The organism is Dyella japonica A8 (assembly GCF_000725385.1).
Taxonomy (GTDB): Bacteria; Pseudomonadota; Gammaproteobacteria; order Xanthomonadales; family Rhodanobacteraceae; genus Dyella; species Dyella japonica_C.
In genome coordinates this window covers 4309337-4325776 of sequence record NZ_CP008884.1, presented here as the reverse complement: position 1 = coordinate 4325776, position 16440 = coordinate 4309337, and the positions used below count along the sequence as shown (strand labels likewise).

Annotated in this window: 13 protein-coding genes and 1 tRNA gene; 9 read left to right on the top strand and 5 right to left on the bottom strand. The window is 66.9% G+C overall.

The window, feature by feature from the left end; translation table 11 throughout:
* Positions 1–33: 33 nt before the first annotated feature.
* From HY57_RS18365 to HY57_RS18355, 3 genes are read left to right on the top strand one after another with little or no spacing between them, the layout of a single operon-like run.
* Positions 34–1305, top strand: coding sequence for a YihY family inner membrane protein (locus HY57_RS18365; RefSeq protein ID WP_038581383.1), 1272 nt, complete (start codon positions 34–36; stop codon positions 1303–1305).
* On the top strand, positions 1305–1784 hold the full coding sequence (locus tag HY57_RS18360) for a TlpA family protein disulfide reductase (RefSeq protein ID WP_019466629.1): 480 nt from the start codon (positions 1305–1307) through the stop codon (positions 1782–1784). Before HY57_RS18365 ends, HY57_RS18360 begins: the two co-directional genes overlap by 1 nt.
* Positions 1785–1786: 2 nt before the next feature.
* Positions 1787–2053 carry an acylphosphatase gene (locus HY57_RS18355; RefSeq protein WP_026034160.1) on the top strand — a complete coding sequence of 89 codons (267 nt, stop codon included), beginning with the start codon at positions 1787–1789 and terminating at the stop codon, positions 2051–2053.
* 4 nt (positions 2054–2057) lie between these two features.
* On the opposite strand, the gene HY57_RS18350 is transcribed toward HY57_RS18355, so the two are convergent.
* Entirely contained in the window at positions 2058–4835 is a 2778-nt protein-coding gene (locus HY57_RS18350; RefSeq protein WP_019466631.1) for an EAL domain-containing protein, read from the bottom strand.
* Positions 4836–5109: 274 nt separating this feature from the next.
* Between HY57_RS18350 and HY57_RS18345 the strand changes: the two genes are divergently transcribed.
* Positions 5110–5610, top strand: a complete 501-nt coding sequence (locus HY57_RS18345; RefSeq protein ID WP_019466632.1) for a VOC family protein — start codon at positions 5110–5112, stop codon at positions 5608–5610.
* 54 nt (positions 5611–5664) lie between these two features.
* Here the strand turns inward: HY57_RS18345 and ppk2 are convergent, their stop codons facing one another.
* The 4 genes from ppk2 to hemA form a co-directional block, all read right to left on the bottom strand.
* Positions 5665–6444 carry a polyphosphate kinase 2 gene (gene ppk2, locus HY57_RS18340; protein ID WP_019466633.1) on the bottom strand — a complete coding sequence of 260 codons (780 nt, stop codon included), beginning with the start codon at positions 6442–6444 and terminating at the stop codon, positions 5665–5667.
* Positions 6445–6565: 121 nt separating this feature from the next.
* A complete protein-coding gene (locus tag HY57_RS18335; protein WP_081500710.1) occupies positions 6566–8671 on the bottom strand; it encodes a tetratricopeptide repeat protein in 2106 nt (701 codons plus the stop codon).
* A gap of 173 nt (positions 8672–8844) precedes the next feature.
* Positions 8845–9924, bottom strand: coding sequence for a peptide chain release factor 1 (prfA, locus tag HY57_RS18330; RefSeq protein WP_019466635.1), 1080 nt, complete (start codon positions 9922–9924; stop codon positions 8845–8847).
* Between the two features lie 68 nt (positions 9925–9992).
* Positions 9993–11267 (bottom strand): glutamyl-tRNA reductase, encoded by a 1275-nt coding sequence (gene hemA, locus HY57_RS18325; RefSeq protein ID WP_019466636.1) that lies wholly within the window; start codon positions 11265–11267, stop codon positions 9993–9995.
* Between the two features lie 104 nt (positions 11268–11371).
* On the opposite strand from hemA, the gene HY57_RS18320 reads away from it, so the two are divergent.
* The 5 genes from HY57_RS18320 to HY57_RS18300 all read left to right on the top strand — a co-directional run bounded on the left by HY57_RS18320 (position 11372) and on the right by HY57_RS18300 (position 16341).
* Positions 11372–13111 carry a tetratricopeptide repeat protein gene (locus tag HY57_RS18320; protein WP_019466637.1) on the top strand — a complete coding sequence of 580 codons (1740 nt, stop codon included), beginning with the start codon at positions 11372–11374 and terminating at the stop codon, positions 13109–13111.
* Positions 13108–13737 carry a lipoprotein insertase outer membrane protein LolB gene (gene lolB / locus HY57_RS18315; RefSeq protein ID WP_019466638.1) on the top strand — a complete coding sequence of 210 codons (630 nt, stop codon included), beginning with the start codon at positions 13108–13110 and terminating at the stop codon, positions 13735–13737. Before HY57_RS18320 ends, lolB begins: the two co-directional genes overlap by 4 nt.
* A 121-nt stretch (positions 13738–13858) precedes the next feature.
* Positions 13859–15253 carry a 4-(cytidine 5'-diphospho)-2-C-methyl-D-erythritol kinase gene (ispE, locus tag HY57_RS18310; RefSeq protein WP_019466639.1) on the top strand — a complete coding sequence of 465 codons (1395 nt, stop codon included), beginning with the start codon at positions 13859–13861 and terminating at the stop codon, positions 15251–15253.
* Positions 15254–15270: 17 nt separating this feature from the next.
* Positions 15271–15347: transfer RNA gene (locus tag HY57_RS18305), tRNA-Gln, on the top strand.
* A 43-nt stretch (positions 15348–15390) separates the two neighbouring features.
* Positions 15391–16341, top strand: a complete 951-nt coding sequence (locus HY57_RS18300) for a ribose-phosphate diphosphokinase (protein ID WP_430536789.1) — start codon at positions 15391–15393, stop codon at positions 16339–16341.
* The last annotated feature ends 99 nt before the right edge of the window (positions 16342–16440 follow it).

Sequence of the window (16440 nt, the reverse complement as noted above, 5' to 3'; positions counted from 1 at the left end):
GGGCCTTCGACGTGGAAAGGAGTCACCATGGCCATGGCCTTGCGTTTCGATCGCGACCGCTTGCAGAGCTTCCGCCAGTTCGTCTGGCAGCGGTTCATCGATGACAAGTGTTTCGAAACGGCGGGCGCGTTGTCCTACACCACGCTGGTGTCGCTGGTCCCGCTGATCGTGGCGTCGCTGGCGATCTTCGCCGCCTTTCCGGCCTTCGCCAATGCGCGCGGCATGCTGATCGACTTCGCCTTCCACAACCTGGTGCCCGCGGCGGGCGAGCACGTGCAGGACTATCTCGACCTATTCGCCGCCAACGCGAGCAAGCTCACCGGCATCAGCGTGCTGGTGATGTTCTTCAGCGCGTTGTCGATGATGGTGAGTATCGAGGACCGCATGAACCGCATCTGGCGCGTGCAGCGCCAGCGCGGCTGGGCATCGCGCCTGCTGCTGTACTGGGCCGCGCTCACGCTGGGGCCGGTACTGGTAGTGGGTGGCATTGCGGTGGCGTCGTTCGCGACGGCCTTGCCGATGCTCAACGACGCGGCGAACACGCTCAACCTGAAAGAGCGGCTGGTCGGCGTGCTTCCGTTCGTCGTGACCTTCCTGACGCTGATGCTGATCTACATGGTGGTGCCCAATCGCCGCGTGAACTGGCGCCATGCGGCCATCGGTGCGCTGATGGGGGCGGTACTGTTCGAAATCGCCCGTTGGGGGTTCGCACGCTTCATCCATCAGGCGCACACCTACCAGCAGATCTACGGGGCGATCGCGGCACTGCCGATCTTCCTGCTGTGGATCTACCTGTCGTGGGTCATCGTGATCCTGTGCGCATCGGTGGCCGCCTCGGTCTCCGCGTTCGATTACCTGCCGCCTTCGGACTTCCTGCCGGAAGATGCCGCCCTGCTGGGCCTGCTCGTGGTGCTGGGGCATTTCATCGAAGCGCAGCGGCAGGGGCGCAAGATCAATCCCGATACCGTGCGCGCGGAGGAACCACGCCTGCATCGCGCCTCCATCGTGGATTATTTCGGCGACCTTCAGCGCGCCTGCCTGATTCAGGGCGAAGTCGGCGGCGGCTGGTTGCTGACGCGCAGTCTCGACAGCACCGACCTGATGCGCGTATATGCTCATTGCTCGTACCGGGTGCCGCTGCATCCCGCGGACGAGGCCCGCGAGCACAACCTACGCCTGCCCGCCCCGCTGGTCGCGCTGCTCGACGAAGCCGCGCTGTCGCTTGGCAACATGCTGCACAAGACGCTGGACGCGGCCTATCCGCTGGGCGTGCCGGCATCGAACCACACCAAGGAAACATCGTGATGAAGTTGCGCAAACCGCTCGCCGCCATGGGCTTCATGCTGGCCATGGCCGGCGCGGCGCAAGCCGCCATGCCTGAGCAGCCGTCGATCAGGCTGACCACGCTGGACGGCAAGCCGTACGACCTTGCCGCGCAGCGGGGCAAGTGGGTGATCGTCAACTACTGGGCCACCTGGTGCGTGCCCTGCATCAAGGAGATGCCGGACATCTCGAACTTCGTCGCGGCGCACAAGGACAAGGTGAGCGCCATCGGGCTGGCCTACGACGACAGCGATGTCGCGGACATCAAGGCTTTTCTTGCCAAGCACCCGGTGAGCTACCCCGTGGCGCAGGTCACGCTGGACAAGCCGCTGAAGGATTTCGACGAACCGCGCGGCCTGCCCACGACGTGGCTGATCGGCCCGGATGGCAAGGTCGCCAAGCGTTTCGTGGGCACCGTGAACGAAGCCTCGCTCGGCGAGGCGATCGGCCTGGGCAAGTGACCATGGCAGCCGTGCGCTTCCTCGTCAGCGGCAGGGTGCAGGGCGTGTTCTATCGCGCCAGCGCCCGCGAGCAGGCGCTGGCGCTCGGCCTGACGGGCTACGCGAAGAATCTTGCCGATGGACGGGTGGAAGTGGTGGCCGCCGGCTCACCGATATCCATCGATGCTCTGGAACGCTGGCTCTGGCAGGGACCATCGGCGGCGCGCGTTGACCAAGTGGTGCGCGAAGCCTGCGACATGCCCGACGTCGAAGGTTTCCGCACGCGCTGAGTGATCAGACCACCAAGTGCGCGGGCGCCTGCGGGGGCATGGACGGATCGCCGGCCTGCAGGAAGGGCCGGGGCACCGACAGCACGAATCCCTGCGCGAAGTCGATGCCTAGCCGGTGCACCGCGGCCAGCAACTGGGGCGAGCTGACGCATTCGGCGATGGTCTGCTTGCCGGTGACGTGACCAATGTTGTTGATGGCCTCCACCATCGCCAGATCCATCGGGTCGTCGATCATGTCCTCGACGAAGCTGCCCTCGATCTTCACGAAATCGACGGGCAGGTGCTTGAGATAGGTGAATGAGGACATGCCCGCGCCGAAGTCGTCCAGCGAGAAGCGGCAGCCAAGGGCGCGCATTTCGTGGATGAAGGTGGTCGCGCGCGACAGGCTGGAGATCGCGGCGGTTTCGGTGATCTCGAAGCAGATCGACGACGGCGCAATGGCGAACTCGTTGAACTGCTGGCGCAGGAACACGGACAGGCCGTCCTCGCACAGCGACGTGCCCGAGAGGTTGATGGTGCACAGCGCGGGAATGTCTTCGTCGTTGCGTTCCAGTGCATCGCGCAGCGCGGCGAAGGCGGACTGCACCACCCAGCGGTCGATCGCCGGCATCAGGCCATAGCGCTCAGCCGCGGGGATGAAGGCGCGCGGCGGCACCATCTGGCCGTCTTCGCCCACCATGCGCACCAGCAGCTCCACGTGCGGGCGCTGCATGGGCTGGCGCAGGTCGACGATGTCCTGCGCGTACAGCCGCAAGCGGTTGCTGGCGAGTGCCGCCTGGATACGGCTGACCCAGCACATTTCGGTCTGCCGCACGGCGACTTCGTCGTCATCGAGGTGGTACGTCTGCACGCGGTTGCGGCCCTTCTCCTTGGCCAGGTGGCAGGCGGCGTCGGCGGCGCCCAGGATGTCCTCGCGCGCCAGTCGCTGGTCGGTGTTCAGGCTCACCAGGCCGATGCTCGCGCTGATGGTGAAGCTGCGCTCGCCGAAGGCGAAATGCAGGTCGCCGATGGCGGTGCGCAGGTTTTCCGCGATGGCCAGGGCGGCATCCTGCGCGCAGTTCTCCAGCAGCACGACGAACTCGTCGCCCCCCAGGCGCGCTACCGCGTCCGTCGCGCGCACATGGCCGGTGAACAGCGCGGCGAACTGCCGGAGCAGCTCATCGCCCGCGGCATGGCTGCAGGTGTCGTTGACGAGCTTGAACTGGTCCAGGTCAAGGTAGAGCACCGTGAATGGATGGCCGCTTTTTTCCGCGGAGCCGACCGCGCGTCCCAGCCGCCGCTCGAACTCGCGCCGGTTGATCAGGCCGGTGAGCACGTCGTGGCTGGCCTGGTAGCTCAGTTGCGCGGCGTGTTCGCGATCGCTGCTGACGTCGCGCATGACCAGCACCACGCCATCCATGTTGCCGTTGCGGTCGCGGATCGGCGTGGCGGTCAGGTCGATGGCCGTGGCGGGGCCATCGCGATGCAGGAGCACGAGCTTGTCGCCCTGGCTCCAGTCGGGCTGGCCGCCCAGCACCTGCATGGTGGGATCGTCGATGGGGATGCCGCTGCTTTCCGCCGCGAACTGGCAGATGGCACTTACCGGCATGCCGCGCGCGCGATCGGTGGTCCACTGGGTGAGGCGTTCCGCGCTGGGGTTGAGGTAGTCGATGCAGCCCTTCGCATCCGTGGTGATCACGGCATCGCCGATCGATTGCAAGGTGACTTCGGCGCGCTCCTTCGCCGCGAACAGCATGGCGTCGGCTCGCCGGCGCTCCGTGATCTCGGTGACCGATCCGGCCATGCGCCGCGAGGTGCCGGCGGCGTCGCGCGACGAGGCGCCGCGTGCGTGGAACCAGCGCGCGGAACCATCCCGTTGGAGTATGCGGAATTCCACGTCCAGCGGCGTGTTCCACCACACATGCGTGGTCACCGCGCGCATGACGTAATGACGGTCATCCGGATGCAGGCAATGGAATACGGTCTGGCGGGTGCCGTCGCCGGAGCGGTCGAGCCCGAGCATCTCGCGCAGGCGCGGCGAGAGGTAAACGTGGCCGCTCAGGCGGTCCCAGTCCCACAGGCCGTCGTTGCTGCCCGCCACGGCGAGCTGGAAGCGATCCTCGCTGGCGCGCAATTCGCTGGCCACGCGCGTGCGCTCGTCAAGCAGGCGGCGTGCGCGACGTGAGGCGATCAACACCATCGTCGCGGCGACCAGGCAAAGCCATACGCGCAGCAGGTTCGCCGTTTCCCGCGACGCACTGCCCAACGCATCGGAGAAGGCGTATTCCATCGGCGTCAGGCGCTGGTCGATGGCACGCAGGCGCAGCGTCGTGGCATCCACCCATGCCCTGGGGACATCGCCGCGGCTGATGCGCAGGTGGGCTTCGGCGGCGAGCGCGGCCAGCTCATCGATGGAGTGGTCGGCCTCGACCCATACGTCGATGGCGCGCCGGATGCTGCCGACCCCGTGGAAGTAGCGATACAGGCGGGCCATGCCCGGAACGTCCGACGCATCGATGCCGCCACGCCCGAAGCCCGAAGCGACGATGGCCATGTCCGGTTGCGGACGGTCCAGCTCGATCCGCGCGCGGTGATCGCCCAGGGGCACCGCGATGGCGTCAAGGTAACGGTCGTAATCGGCTTCGGCCTTGCTGGTCAGGTATTGCTCCAGGCTGGCGACGGCAATCTTCTGCGCCTTGGACCAGCGGCTTTCGCCGCCCACGAAGGCACGCGCCGCCGAAAGGATGTCCAGGCTGGCGGCGCACAGCCCGATCATCACGGCGACAACCAGCACGAACGGCATCACGATCTCGGCCGCCCGTTCTTTTTTGACCAGCTCGGCCCCCCGGCCTCTGACTGGCATAGACGCATCCCCGCGCGTGCCTGGAGTTCAGGCCATCGTCTTATCGGCCCGCCGCAGCGAAGCTTAAACGCAATGGATGGGCGTGCAACGCAATTCACAAGGTTTTGACCTTGCCCGCGCGGGGTAGGAGTACACCGCCATGTCGAACCGGAGCAGGGATATTCGTCGTCCGTAGCAGGGGGTCTGCAAGCCCATGACCAAAGAGGCATGACGCATGAACACGCGATTCCAGCGCATCACCCCATTTCTCTGGTTCGATCACCAGGCCGAGGAGGCCGCCCGGTTCTACGTGTCGATCTTTCCCAACTCGCGCGTCCTCGCCACCACGCGCTATGCCTCGGCCAGTGCAGCTGCCTCCGGACAAGCGGAAGGCTCGGTGATGACCGTCGATTTCGAACTCGACGGGCAATCGATGGCGGCGTTGAACGGTGGTCCCGTGTTCCGCTTCAACGAAGCCGTGTCGCTGGTCGTGCACTGCCGCACGCAGGAGGAGATCGATCACTACTGGGAGCGATTGCTGGAAGGCGCGGCGGATCAGACGGGTCAGTGCGGTTGGCTCAAGGACCGCTTCGGCTTGTCATGGCAGGTGGTGCCGGAGGACATGATCCGCTTGCTCACGGGCAGCGATGCCGCCAGCGTGGCGCGCGTACATGCCGCCATCATGGGCATGACGAAGCTCGACCTGCCCGAACTGCGCCGGGCGGCGGCGGGGTGAGGCGCCACATCGCGGGCACGCGGCGCGTGCATGCGTTGCCTTGCGGCGGTGGCTTCAGTCTTCCCAGGTGTCGGGCACCCACTCCGCCTTGCGGGTGACGTGCTCGGTTTTGGGCTTGCCCTTGAGCTTGGGCAGCTTGGTTTCGGGAATGCTTTCGTCGTGGCGCGGTACCTGTTCGAGCAGGTGGCGGATCAGGTTGACCCGCCCGCGCTTCTGGTCGTTGTAGTCCACCACGAACCACGGCGCGCTCGGCCGGTGCGTGCGTTCGATCATCAGGTCGCGCAGATGGCCGATTTCTTCGTACTTGTCGCGCGAGGCCATGTCCACGGGAGAGAGCTTCCAGCGCTTGAGGGGATCCTTGGCGCGATCTTCGAAGCGGTCCTCCTGTTCTTCCTGGTCCACGGCGAGCCAGTACTTGAGCAGGATGATGCCGTCGTCGGTAAGCAGCTTCTCGAAGGCCGGCACGGCCGACATGAAGGCCTTGTACTGCGCCTTGCTGCAAAAGCCCATGGCGGGCTCGATGACTGCGCGGTTGTACCAGCTGCGGTCGAACAGCACGATTTCACCCGCGCTGGGGAGATGATCCACGTATCGCTGGAAATACCATTGCGAGGATTCGGTTTCGCTGGGCTTGCCCAGGGCGGCAATGCGGTAGCCGCGCGTGTCCATCGATTCGGTGATGGCCTTGATGGTGCCACCCTTGCCGGCGGCATCCCTGCCTTCAAAGACCACTACCAGCCGGTGGCCGCTGCGCCGCAGCCAGCGGTGCAGGCCGGCGAGCTCCAGCTGGAGTTCGGCCATGACATGGCGGTACGTCTTTGTCTTCTTGCCCATCGCGCGCCTCCTCGGGATGCCGCCCGCATTGTCCGTGCCGGGGCGCACGATGGAGTGAAGAGGCCACCCGTGCGCTACCCGCGCCGCCATGCGCGAAACCCGTGAAGCGGGCTCGCGGTGTTTAAAGATCCAGATCGACCGGATGGCGCCCGATGCGATAACGGGCGCTCATCGCCTGCATGGCGCGGCGGAAATCGCCGGCAAAACCCTGCATGTCGAACAGGGAACTCTGCGTGCGCTGCTGCGACAGGTGCTGGCGCAGCGTGCGCAGCGCCTCGCGATCGTTGCCCAGCTGCGTCGCCATGGCGATGAACGCCTCGTCGTCCTCGCACACCAGTTCCGGCAGGCCCAGCTGCAGCAGCAGGCTGGTGGCGACGCGCCCGGCGAAGGTGCGGCCGGTGGAGGTCAGCACGGGACAGCCCGCCCACAAGGCATCCGACGCGGTGGTGTGCGCGTTGTACGGCAGCGTGTCCAGGAACAGGTCGGCGTTGACGTAGCGCGAGAGATAGTCGGCGTGGGGCAGGCGTGGCAGGAACACCAGGCGCTCCGGCGCGATGCCGGCGGCGCCCGCGGCGGCGCGCAGGCGGTCGTCGGTGCCATCCTTTCCGCTCAACAGCCACAGCACGCTGTCGGGTACTTGCTGCAGGACGAGCATCAGCCGCGCGAAGGCCGCGGGATTGATCTTGTAGCTGTTGTTGAAGCAGGCGAACACGGTGCCTTGCTCCGGCAGGCCGCATTCGGCCCGCGACGGCGGCTGTGCGACCTCGCGCGTGTTGTCGTTGGGCTGGTAACAGCGCGGCAGACGCACCAGCTTCTCGCTGACATGGGGACGCAGCTCGTCAGGCAGGATCACGGCGTCGGCGACGAGGTAGTCCATCCAGGGCGCGCCCGTACTGCCTGCGTAGGCCAGCCAGTTGACCTGCACGGGAGCGGGGCGCAAGGCGAAGAGGTCGGCGTTGTCGCGTCCGGAATAGCCGTTGAGGTCCACCAGGATCTCGACGCCTGTGTCGTGGATGCGCTGGGCAAGCTGGGCGTGATTGAGCGCGGAGACGTCGTGCATCGTCGTGGCCGCGGCGAGCCGGCGGCGGATCGCCCCGCCATCGTCGGGCGTGGTGGCGAACAGATGCACGTCCAGGTCGTCATAGCCGGCCAGGATCTCGAGCATCGCCACCACCAGCAGGCCGGTCGCGTGCTCGTTGAAACCATCCGCCACGAAACCGATGCGCACCGGGTTGTCCGGCGCCGGCTTGGCGTGCGTGAACGCCAACTGCTTGCGCAGCGGGGCCGTGCTCTTCTCGACCGCTGCGGCGTAGTTCCTGGCGCCCGTGAGTTGCAGCTCGGCGTCCACGTCTTCGGCCAGCAAGGTGAAGGGGCTGATCGTGCCGGCTCCCGTCGCCACGGCGGCCTGTGCGCGCTGGCTCAGTTCATCCAGGTCATGCCAGTCATACAGGCGGCGGCGCAGGAACAGCAGCTGGCTCAGCGCGCGCCCGTCGTTCGGGTCCAGTCGCAGGGCGCGCTCGTAGGCTTCGGCGGCGGCGGCCAGCTGGCCGTCGTCTTCCAGGGCCTGGCCGAGGGCAAATGGATACTGCGGGTTCTGCGGGGAAATGCGTTCGGCGAGCTGCCAGGCCTGGGTGGCTTCGGCGCCTTTGCCTTGGCTCTGCAGGATGCGTCCGCGCAGGGCATAGGCAGCGTCGAAACGCGGATACAGCTGCAGGGCTTCCTCGGTGTGTACCTGGGCCTGGTCCGCGTTGCCCAGCTCTAGTTCGGCCGCAGCAAGGTTCAGGCGCAGGCCGGGATGGGTGGGCGCGCCATGCGTGGCCATCGCATACGACTCGCGCGCATGCTGGAAGCGCGCCGCGGCCATCAGTGCATTGCCGAGCGTCAGCAGGATGGCGGGGTGACCCGGCGACTGCCGCAGGGCCGCGCGCAGGTGCTCGATGGCGCCGTCGGCGTCACCGCCCGCCAGCATGGCGCTGCCGAGGTTGCACTGCACTTCGATGCTTTGCGGGGCCAGCCGCGCGGCGTCCTGCAAGGACGCGAGGGCGTCGGCCGGGCGCTGCACCTGCAACAGGGCGATGCCGTGCAGTCGTGCCAGTTCGGCATCGTCGGGATACTGGCCGCGCGCGTCGCTGGCGGCTCGTTCGGCATCGTCGTAGGCGCCGCGCTCGATCCTTTCAACGATCTGCTGCGCCAGCACCTGGGGAGAGGGGGTAAAGAGGTCAGTCATCCCGCCAAACTAGCGCAGGGCGGCGTGGCTGCCAATCCGCAGGAGTCTTCCGGCCGGCAAAGGTGGGCCTGCAGTGGCTAACAAAACCCCTCAAGACCACACACCGTCATTCCGGCGTCCCCGTGGGGCGCCGGAATGACGAGCCGGGAACGTGGCGGGTTTTGTTGCGGCTCTCAGCCGGCCGTCAGGGCCTTCAGCTCATCCGCCTGGTTTTCGCGGGTAAGCGTATCGACCAGCTCGTCCAGATCGCCCTGCAGCACCTCAGGGAGGCGGTAGAGCGTGAGGTTCACGCGGTGGTCGGTGATGCGGCCTTGCGGGAAGTTGTAGGTGCGGATGCGCTGGCTGCGATCACCCGAGCCCACCTGCAGGCGTCGCGATTCCGCCTGGGCGGCAGCCTGCCGGCTGCGCTCGTCGTCGAGCAGGCGCGCCTTCAGCAGGCTCATGGCGCGGGCGCGGTTCTTGTGCTGGCTGCGCTCGTCCTGGCATTCCACCACGATGCCGGTGGGCAGGTGGGTGATGCGGATGGCCGAGTCGGTCTTGTTGACGTGCTGGCCGCCCGCGCCCGAGGCACGGAACGTGTCGGTCTTGATGTCGGCCGGGCTGATCTCGATGTCGTCGATCTCGTCCATCTCGGGCAGGATTGCCACCGTGGCGGCGGACGTGTGGATGCGTCCCTGCGATTCGGTTTCCGGTACGCGCTGCACGCGATGCGTGCCCGACTCGAACTTGAGGCGCGAGTACGCGCCTTTGCCCTCGATACGCGCCACGACTTCCTTGTAGCCGCCGTGTTCGCCGGGGTTCTCGCTCAGCACTTCCACATGCCAGCGGCGGCGCTCGGCATAGCGTGCGTACATGCGGAACAGGTCGCCGGCGAAGATGGCCGCTTCGTCGCCACCGGTGCCAGCGCGCACTTCGAGGAACAGGTTGGCCTCGTCGCGCGGGTCTTTCGGCAGCAGCAGGATCTGCAGTTCGTCGTCGAGTTCGGCCAGGCGTTGCTCAAGGCGGCCGATGTCGTCCTGCGCCATGTCGCGCAGGTCGGGGTCGTCCAGCATGGCGCGGGTATCGGCCAGTTCGCGCCCGGCCTGGTCGTGTTCGTGCAGCGACTTGGCCACCGGTTCGAGTTGCGCGTACTCGCGCGACAGTTCGCGGAACCGGTTGGCATCGGTCAGCACATCGGGTTGTGCGAGGAGCAGTCCGATTTCTTCGTGGCGTTCGGCGAGGGATTCGAGCTTGCGGCGGATGGAGGGCGTCATGGGCGAGAAACGAGTGGAAAGGTGAGGGAAAGCAGGATGCTTCGTGAGGGCGTTCTCTACGTCGCTCGCTACTCTTCGCTCACTTCTGGCTTCTCCTCGATGCCGTACAGGCGCCCCGCGGCGTGCAGCAGTTCCATGTCGCCGCTCATCGCCGCCTCGCGCAGGCGCGCGCTGGGGTGATGCAACAGCTTGTTGGTAAGGGTGTTGGCGAGGAAGGCCAGGGCCTCGTCCGGCGACTTGCCGCGCGCCAGCATGGCGCGTGCCTTTTCCAGCACTTCGTCGCGGTAGGTTTCCGCGTGCTGGCGCAGGTCCACGGCCGGGTTGCGCAGTGAAAGCGCGCGCCGCCATGCCATGTAACGCTCGACCTGCAGGTCGATGATGGCGTCGGCTTCGCGGGCGGCGGCCTCGCGCGAACGACGGTTGTCGTCGATGACCTGGCGCAGGTCGTCGATGCCATAAAGGAATACGTCGTCCAGCTCGCCGACGGACGGCTCGATGTCGCGCGGCACGGCGATGTCCACCATGAACATCGGCTTGCGGCGACGCGCGGCGATGGCCTTTTCGACCATGGCCTGCGTCACGATGGGCTGGCGCGCCGCCGTGGAGCTGATGACGATGTCCGCTTCGGCCAGATGCTGTGGCAGGTCGTTGAGCGAGATGGCGTAGCCGCCGCAGCGGCTGGCCAGTTCCTGTGCGTTCTCCAGCGTGCGGTTGGCCACAATCAGGCGGCGCACCTGCTTGTCCACCAGGTGGCGCGCGGCCAGCTCGATGGTGTCGCCGGCGCCGATCAGCAGCACGCAGGCCTGGCGCAGGTCGGCAAACACCTGCTCGGCCAGGCGCACGGCGGTGAATGCCACCGACACGGTGTGCGCGCCGATGCGGGTGTCGGTGCGCACGCGCTTGGCCACGGCGAAGGTGTGCTGCAGCAGGCGCTCCATCGGGGCACGCAGCGCCTGGGCGTCGCGCGCCTGCTGGTAGGCGTCCTTCACCTGGCCAAGAATCTGCGGCTCGCCCAGCACCATGGAGTCGAGGCCGGTCGCCACGCGGAACATGTGACGCACGGCTGCTTCTTCGTCATGCCGATACAGGAACTCGTCCAGCTTGCCGACAGTCAGATGATGGTGGCGGCTCAGCCATGCCTGCGGAACGTCTTCGGCTCCTGCCGAGACGCTCACGTAAAGTTCGGTACGGTTGCAGGTGGAGAGGATCATCGCCTCTTCCACGCCGGGCTCGCGGGCGAGATCCTGCAGGGCACGTCCGGTGGACTCCGCATCGAATGCCACTTGTTCGCGCAGGTTGACTGGCGCGGTGAGGTGGTTGAGCCCTAAGGCGATCAGCTTCATGGTTCGATTCGGGGCTGGAGGCATCCGGCGTAAACTAGCGGTTAGCAACGACCGTTCTACAGTGTGGATACGGCCGTGTCACGGACGGATGAGCGGAGAATAGTGTGCTGAGCAGGTGGTCCAAGTTCAAGCAACTGCGGCATTTTGCGGCCGCCGGCATGGTAGCGATGGCACTGGCCGGATGCGCCACCGTCTCGGGTCCGTCGGGACGCTCGTCCGCTACCGACAAGCAGCCGCTGGGCCGGCTGGTGGTCGCCGTACCTGACGAGGACCACGACCTGATGGCCCAGCTGCTGGCTGGTGAGATGGCGCTTTCCCGCACCGATCTCAAGACGGCCTCCCAGGCCTACGGTCGCGCGGCCCAGCTGTCTCCGGACCCCAAGGTCGCCGAACAGGCCGCCGCGCTGGCTATCGCGGTGCGCGATACCCCGGCCGCCGAGGCGGCCATTGCCCGCTGGCAGGCGCTGGGCGCCCGGCCGGCGCCACTCGCCCAGGCCCGCGCCCAGCTGGCGTTGAGCCAGGGCAACACCGAAGAGGCTCGCCGCCAACTGGAGATCCTGGTGGGTACCGGCGACCCGGACGCCTGGCGTCAGTTCGGCCGGGTTCTGGTCGGCAGCCGCGACGCCGCGCAGGCCACCCAGCTGCTGGAGGCCGTCGCCACGCCGCAACGCCTGCCCAATGACCCTCAGGCGTGGCTGGCCATGAGCGAGCTGGGCGACAAGCTGGGCCGTCACGCGTATGCGCTGCAAATCGCGGACGCGGCGGCCAAGCGTTTCGGTACGGCCGAGACGTATGCCTGGCTAGGTCAGATGAAGTACCACGATGGCGATCGGGTCGGCGCCAAGGCCTTGTTCGACAAGGCGCTGGCCAAGGATCCGAAGGACACTCACCTGCGCCTGGCCTATGCAACCTTGCTGGGGCAGGGCGGTGACTACACCACTGCCGCGAAGCTGCTCGACAACGGCCCGCAGGACGCCGACACCTATGCCATGCGCGCCGCGCTGGCCGCCCGCGCCAAGGACACCAAGACGATCAACCGCCTTTACAGCCAGCTGCAGCGCTCGCCGGAAGACGTGCGCCAGAGCAGCGCCTATCTGCTGGGTCAGCTGGCGGAGATGCTGGACAAGAAGGAAGAGGCGCTGAAGTGGTACGACCAGGTCGCCGACGATGACGACCACGCGTTTGACGCGGACCTTCGCAGCGCCATCCTGCTGCAGGACCTCGGCCGCAGCGCCGAGGCGCACGAACAGCTGGCGCAGATGCAGACCGATTATCTCGACCAGCCCGCCATGCTCCGGCGCGCCTATGAGGTGGACGCCGAGCTGTATATGGACGAGGGGCAGTACGCGCAGGCGGAGCGTTCCTTCAGTCGCGCGCTGCAGGTGACGCCGGACGATCCGGCGTTGCTGTACGGCCGCGGTCTTGCCTATGCCGAGGCCGGCCAGACCGATCAGGCGGTCAACGATTTCCGCCATCTGCTCCAGCTCAAGCCTGACGACACCGACGCCACCAATGCGCTGGGCTACACGCTGGCCGATGCCAACCGCGACCTGCCCGAGGCGCAGCGGCTGATCGAGCAGGCCCGCGCCGCGCGGCCGGACGACCCGGCCATCCAGGATTCCTGGGGTTGGCTGCAATACCGGCTGGGCCACCTGGACCAGGCAGAGAAGACCCTGCGGGGCGCATGGATGGCGCACAAGGACGCCGACGTCGGCGTGCACCTGGGCGAAGTGCTGTGGAAACAGGGTCGCCAGCAGGATGCGCGCAACGTGTTCGACGAAGTCCGTAAGATGGACCCGCAAAGCGTCAACCTCCACAACACCCTCAAGCGCCTCAATCCATGAAGCTTCCTATTCGACTCCTCGCGGCAGCCCTGCCGCTGCTGCTGGCCGCCTGTGTCCACAAGGAAGCCGTTCGCCCGCAGCCCAAGGCCGATTACGCCGTGCTGCTCAACGAACAGCGCGCCCGTGAACACCTGCTCCTGAAGACCGACCACTGGGTGCTGCAGGGCAAGATCGGTGTGTCCGGCGAGGTCAACGGCAAGAAAGACGGCGGCAGCGGCACGCTGACCTGGACCCAGAACGGGGAAAGCTACGACTTCGTCGTGCGCGGCCCGGTGGGCAGCAAGAGCTTCAAGCTGACCGTGACGCCGGATGGCGCCCTGTTGGAAGGCCTCGATGGCGGTCCGCAACGCAGCCCGGATGCCGAGTCGCTGGTGCAGAACGCGCTGGGCTGGCGCGTGCCGCTGCGCAACCTGCGCGCCTGGGTGCTGGGCACCCGCGCCGACAGCGGTCCGGCCGAGCTGCAGTTCGGCAACGATGGCTTGCCCTCCCTGCTGACGCAGGATGGCTGGGCCGTGTCCTACCCCGCATGGGATACCTCGCGCGAGCCGGCGGTGCCGTCCAAGGTGTTCGCGAGCGATCCACCGTATTCGGTGCGGTTGTCGATCGAGTCCTGGAGCATCCAGTAACCCTCAGAGTTTCCCCTGTGGGAGCGCACCCTGTGCGCGACGGCGGAAGTGGGGATTTCCGCGCCGTCTGTTTGTCGCGCACAGGGTGCGCTCCCACAGGAAGCCTTGGAATCCCCACCACATGACCTTCCACATCGAACGCGCCCGCCCCGACCAGGTCGACGCCCTGTGCGCCATCGAGCGGGCGGCAGTCGAACTGTTTCGTGGGCACCGCGCCTGGCCGTCCTACCGCGAAGTCTCCGTGCCGCCTGAAGTGCTGCGCGAAGCCATCGCGCGCGGGCTGGTGTGGGTGGCCGTGATCGGTTCGGGCGAACCGGTGGGCTTTGTCTGGCTGGATGCGGAAGAGGGCGGCAACACCATCGGTGTGGCCGAGATGGATGTGCTTCCTTCGCACGGCCAGCGTGGCATTGGCGCGGCCTTGCTGGAGCACGCCTGTGGCTGGGCACGCATGGCCGGCTATCACCGGGTCGATCTGGGCACGCTCGCCGACGTGCCCTGGAACGCCCCGTTCTACGAGAAACACGGCTTCCGGGTCGTCGACAAGAACCGCCCGGAGTTCGCCTTCGCCCTGGAGCGCGACCGCGAGAACGGGTTTCCGGAGGATCTGCGCGTCTTCATGAGCCGGCCGCTGGCGCCTCCTGATCCTGCCGACTGGACGGTGTGGCCCGCCCCGGCCAAGCTGAACCTGTTCCTGCGCATCGTCGGTCGCCGGCCGGACGGCTATCACGAGCTGCAGACCGTGTTCCGCCTGCTTGACTGGGGTGACGAGATCCGCCTGCGCGTCCGGCCGGACGGTGAGATCCATCGCCTGACCGACGTCCCCGGCGTCCCGGCCGACACCGACCTGGTGGTTCGTGCGGCCCGCCTGCTGCAGCCCCACGCACCGGCCGGGGCCGGTGTGGACATCGAGGTGGAAAAACGTGTCCCCATGGGCGGTGGCCTGGGCGGGGGGAGTTCGGATGCGGCGACGGTGCTGGTGGCGCTCAACCGCCTGTGGGGTGCCCGTCTCGACGAGGATGCCCTGGCCGAACTGGGGCGCCAGCTGGGCGCCGACGTGCCCGTGTTCGTGCGCGGGCGCTCCGCCTGGGCCGAGGGAATCGGCGAAAAGCTGACGCCGCTGGCGCTGCCGACCCGCTGGTACGTTGTGCTGGATCCGCATGAACACGTGCCCACCGGGGCGCTTTTTCAAGCGTCTGAATTGACACGAAATGCCCCTCCGGCGACAATTTCATCCTTTGCATCGGGCGAAACGGTCGAGAACGCGTTCGCGCCCGTGGTCCGCGCGCGACACCCGCGTGTGGCCGCGGCGTTGGACTGGCTCGACGGCTTCGGCCGGGCAAGGCTTTCCGGCAGTGGCGCGTGTGTTTTCCTGGAAACGGATTCCGTGGAGCGTGCCGAAGCCATCGCGGAGCGGTGTCCCGCCCCTTTCACGGCCCACGTGGCCAAGGGCGAGGATGTTTCTCCGCTGCATGTCGCCCTGGCGCGCTTTCGCGGCGTCGACAGGGGCGGCGGTTAGGAAAAATCCAGTATTACTGGGGCGTCGCCAAGCTGGTTAAGGCACAGGATTTTGATTCCTGCATGCGAAGGTTCGAATCCTTCCGCCCCAGCCATTTCCACATGGCTCAAACAGGTTCTTCAGAGATGACCCTCGACATGTCCGGCCCGATGCTCTTCACCGGCAATGCTCACCGCGCACTCGCCGAGGACGTCGCTCAACGTCTGGGTGTGCCGCTGGGCAAAGCGCTCGTCAGCACGTTCAGTGACGGCGAAGTGCAGGTGGAGATCGAGGAAAACGTCCGTCGCCAGGAAGTCTTCGTGCTGCAGCCCACGGGCGCGCCGAGCGCGGAGAACCTGTTCGAACTGCTGACGCTGGTGGATGCGCTCAAGCGCGCCTCGGCCGCCAGCGTCACCGCGGTCATCCCGTACTTCGGCTATGCCCGCCAGGATCGTCGCCCGCGCTCGGCGCGCGTGCCGATCACGGCGAAGATGGTCGCCAAGATGATCGGCACCGCGGGTGTGGATCGCGTGCTCACGGTGGACCTGCACGCGGACCAGATCCAGGGCTTCTTCGACATCCCGGTGGACAACGTCTATGCCTCGCCGGTGCTGCTGGCCGACATCTGGCGCAACTACAGCATGGACGACCTGATCGTGGTCAGCCCGGACGTGGGTGGCGTGGTGCGCGCGCGTGCCATGGCCAAGCGCCTGGACGACGCGGATCTGGCCATCATCGACAAGCGTCGTCCGAAGGCGAACGTCGCCACCGTGATGAACATCATCGGTGAAGTCGACGGCAAGACTTGCGTGCTGGTCGACGACATCGTCGACACCGCCGGCACCCTGTGCGCGGCTGCTGCGGCCCTGAAGGAGCGCGGCGCCCGCAAGGTGGTGGCGTACTGCGTGCATCCGGTGCTGTCGGGCGCGGCGCTGAAGAACATCGAAGGCTCCCAGCTCGACCAGCTGGTGGTCACCAACACCTTGCCGCTGCGGCCGGACATCGCCGCGTGCAGCAAGATCCGTCAGCTCTCGGTCGCCGAGCTGCTGGCGGAGACGATCCGCCGCATCGCCTTCGGCGAGTCGGTGAGCTCGTTGTACATCGACTGAGTTTCTTGCGGCGGGCCTCGGCCTGCCGCTGCTTTACGGCTCCTCTGGTCGCGGGGGAGTCGCATGACCGCCGCGAGGCGGTTCACTACTGATAGGCAA

Excerpts from the sequence above, each read along its gene's own strand:
- HY57_RS18365 (WP_038581383.1), top strand. The coding sequence starts at position 34 with ATGGCCTTGCGTTTCGATCGCGACCGCTTGCAGAGCTTCCGCCAGTTC.
- HY57_RS18360 (WP_019466629.1), top strand. The coding sequence starts at position 1,305 with ATGAAGTTGCGCAAACCGCTCGCCGCCATGGGCTTCATGCTGGCCATG.
- HY57_RS18355 (WP_026034160.1), top strand. The coding sequence starts at position 1,787 with ATGGCAGCCGTGCGCTTCCTCGTCAGCGGCAGGGTGCAGGGCGTGTTC.
- HY57_RS18350 (WP_019466631.1), bottom strand. The coding sequence starts at position 4,835 with ATGCCGTTCGTGCTGGTTGTCGCCGTGATGATCGGGCTGTGCGCCGCC.
- HY57_RS18345 (WP_019466632.1), top strand. The coding sequence starts at position 5,110 with ATGAACACGCGATTCCAGCGCATCACCCCATTTCTCTGGTTCGATCAC.
- ppk2 (WP_019466633.1), bottom strand. The coding sequence starts at position 6,444 with ATGGGCAAGAAGACAAAGACGTACCGCCATGTCATGGCCGAACTCCAG.
- HY57_RS18335 (WP_081500710.1), bottom strand. The coding sequence starts at position 8,671 with ATGACTGACCTCTTTACCCCCTCTCCCCAGGTGCTGGCGCAGCAGATC.
- prfA (WP_019466635.1), bottom strand. The coding sequence starts at position 9,924 with ATGACGCCCTCCATCCGCCGCAAGCTCGAATCCCTCGCCGAACGCCAC.
- hemA (WP_019466636.1), bottom strand. The coding sequence starts at position 11,267 with ATGAAGCTGATCGCCTTAGGGCTCAACCACCTCACCGCGCCAGTCAAC.
- lolB (WP_019466638.1), top strand. The coding sequence starts at position 13,108 with ATGAAGCTTCCTATTCGACTCCTCGCGGCAGCCCTGCCGCTGCTGCTG.
- ispE (WP_019466639.1), top strand. The coding sequence starts at position 13,859 with ATGACCTTCCACATCGAACGCGCCCGCCCCGACCAGGTCGACGCCCTG.
- HY57_RS18300 (WP_430536789.1), top strand. The coding sequence starts at position 15,391 with ATGTCCGGCCCGATGCTCTTCACCGGCAATGCTCACCGCGCACTCGCC.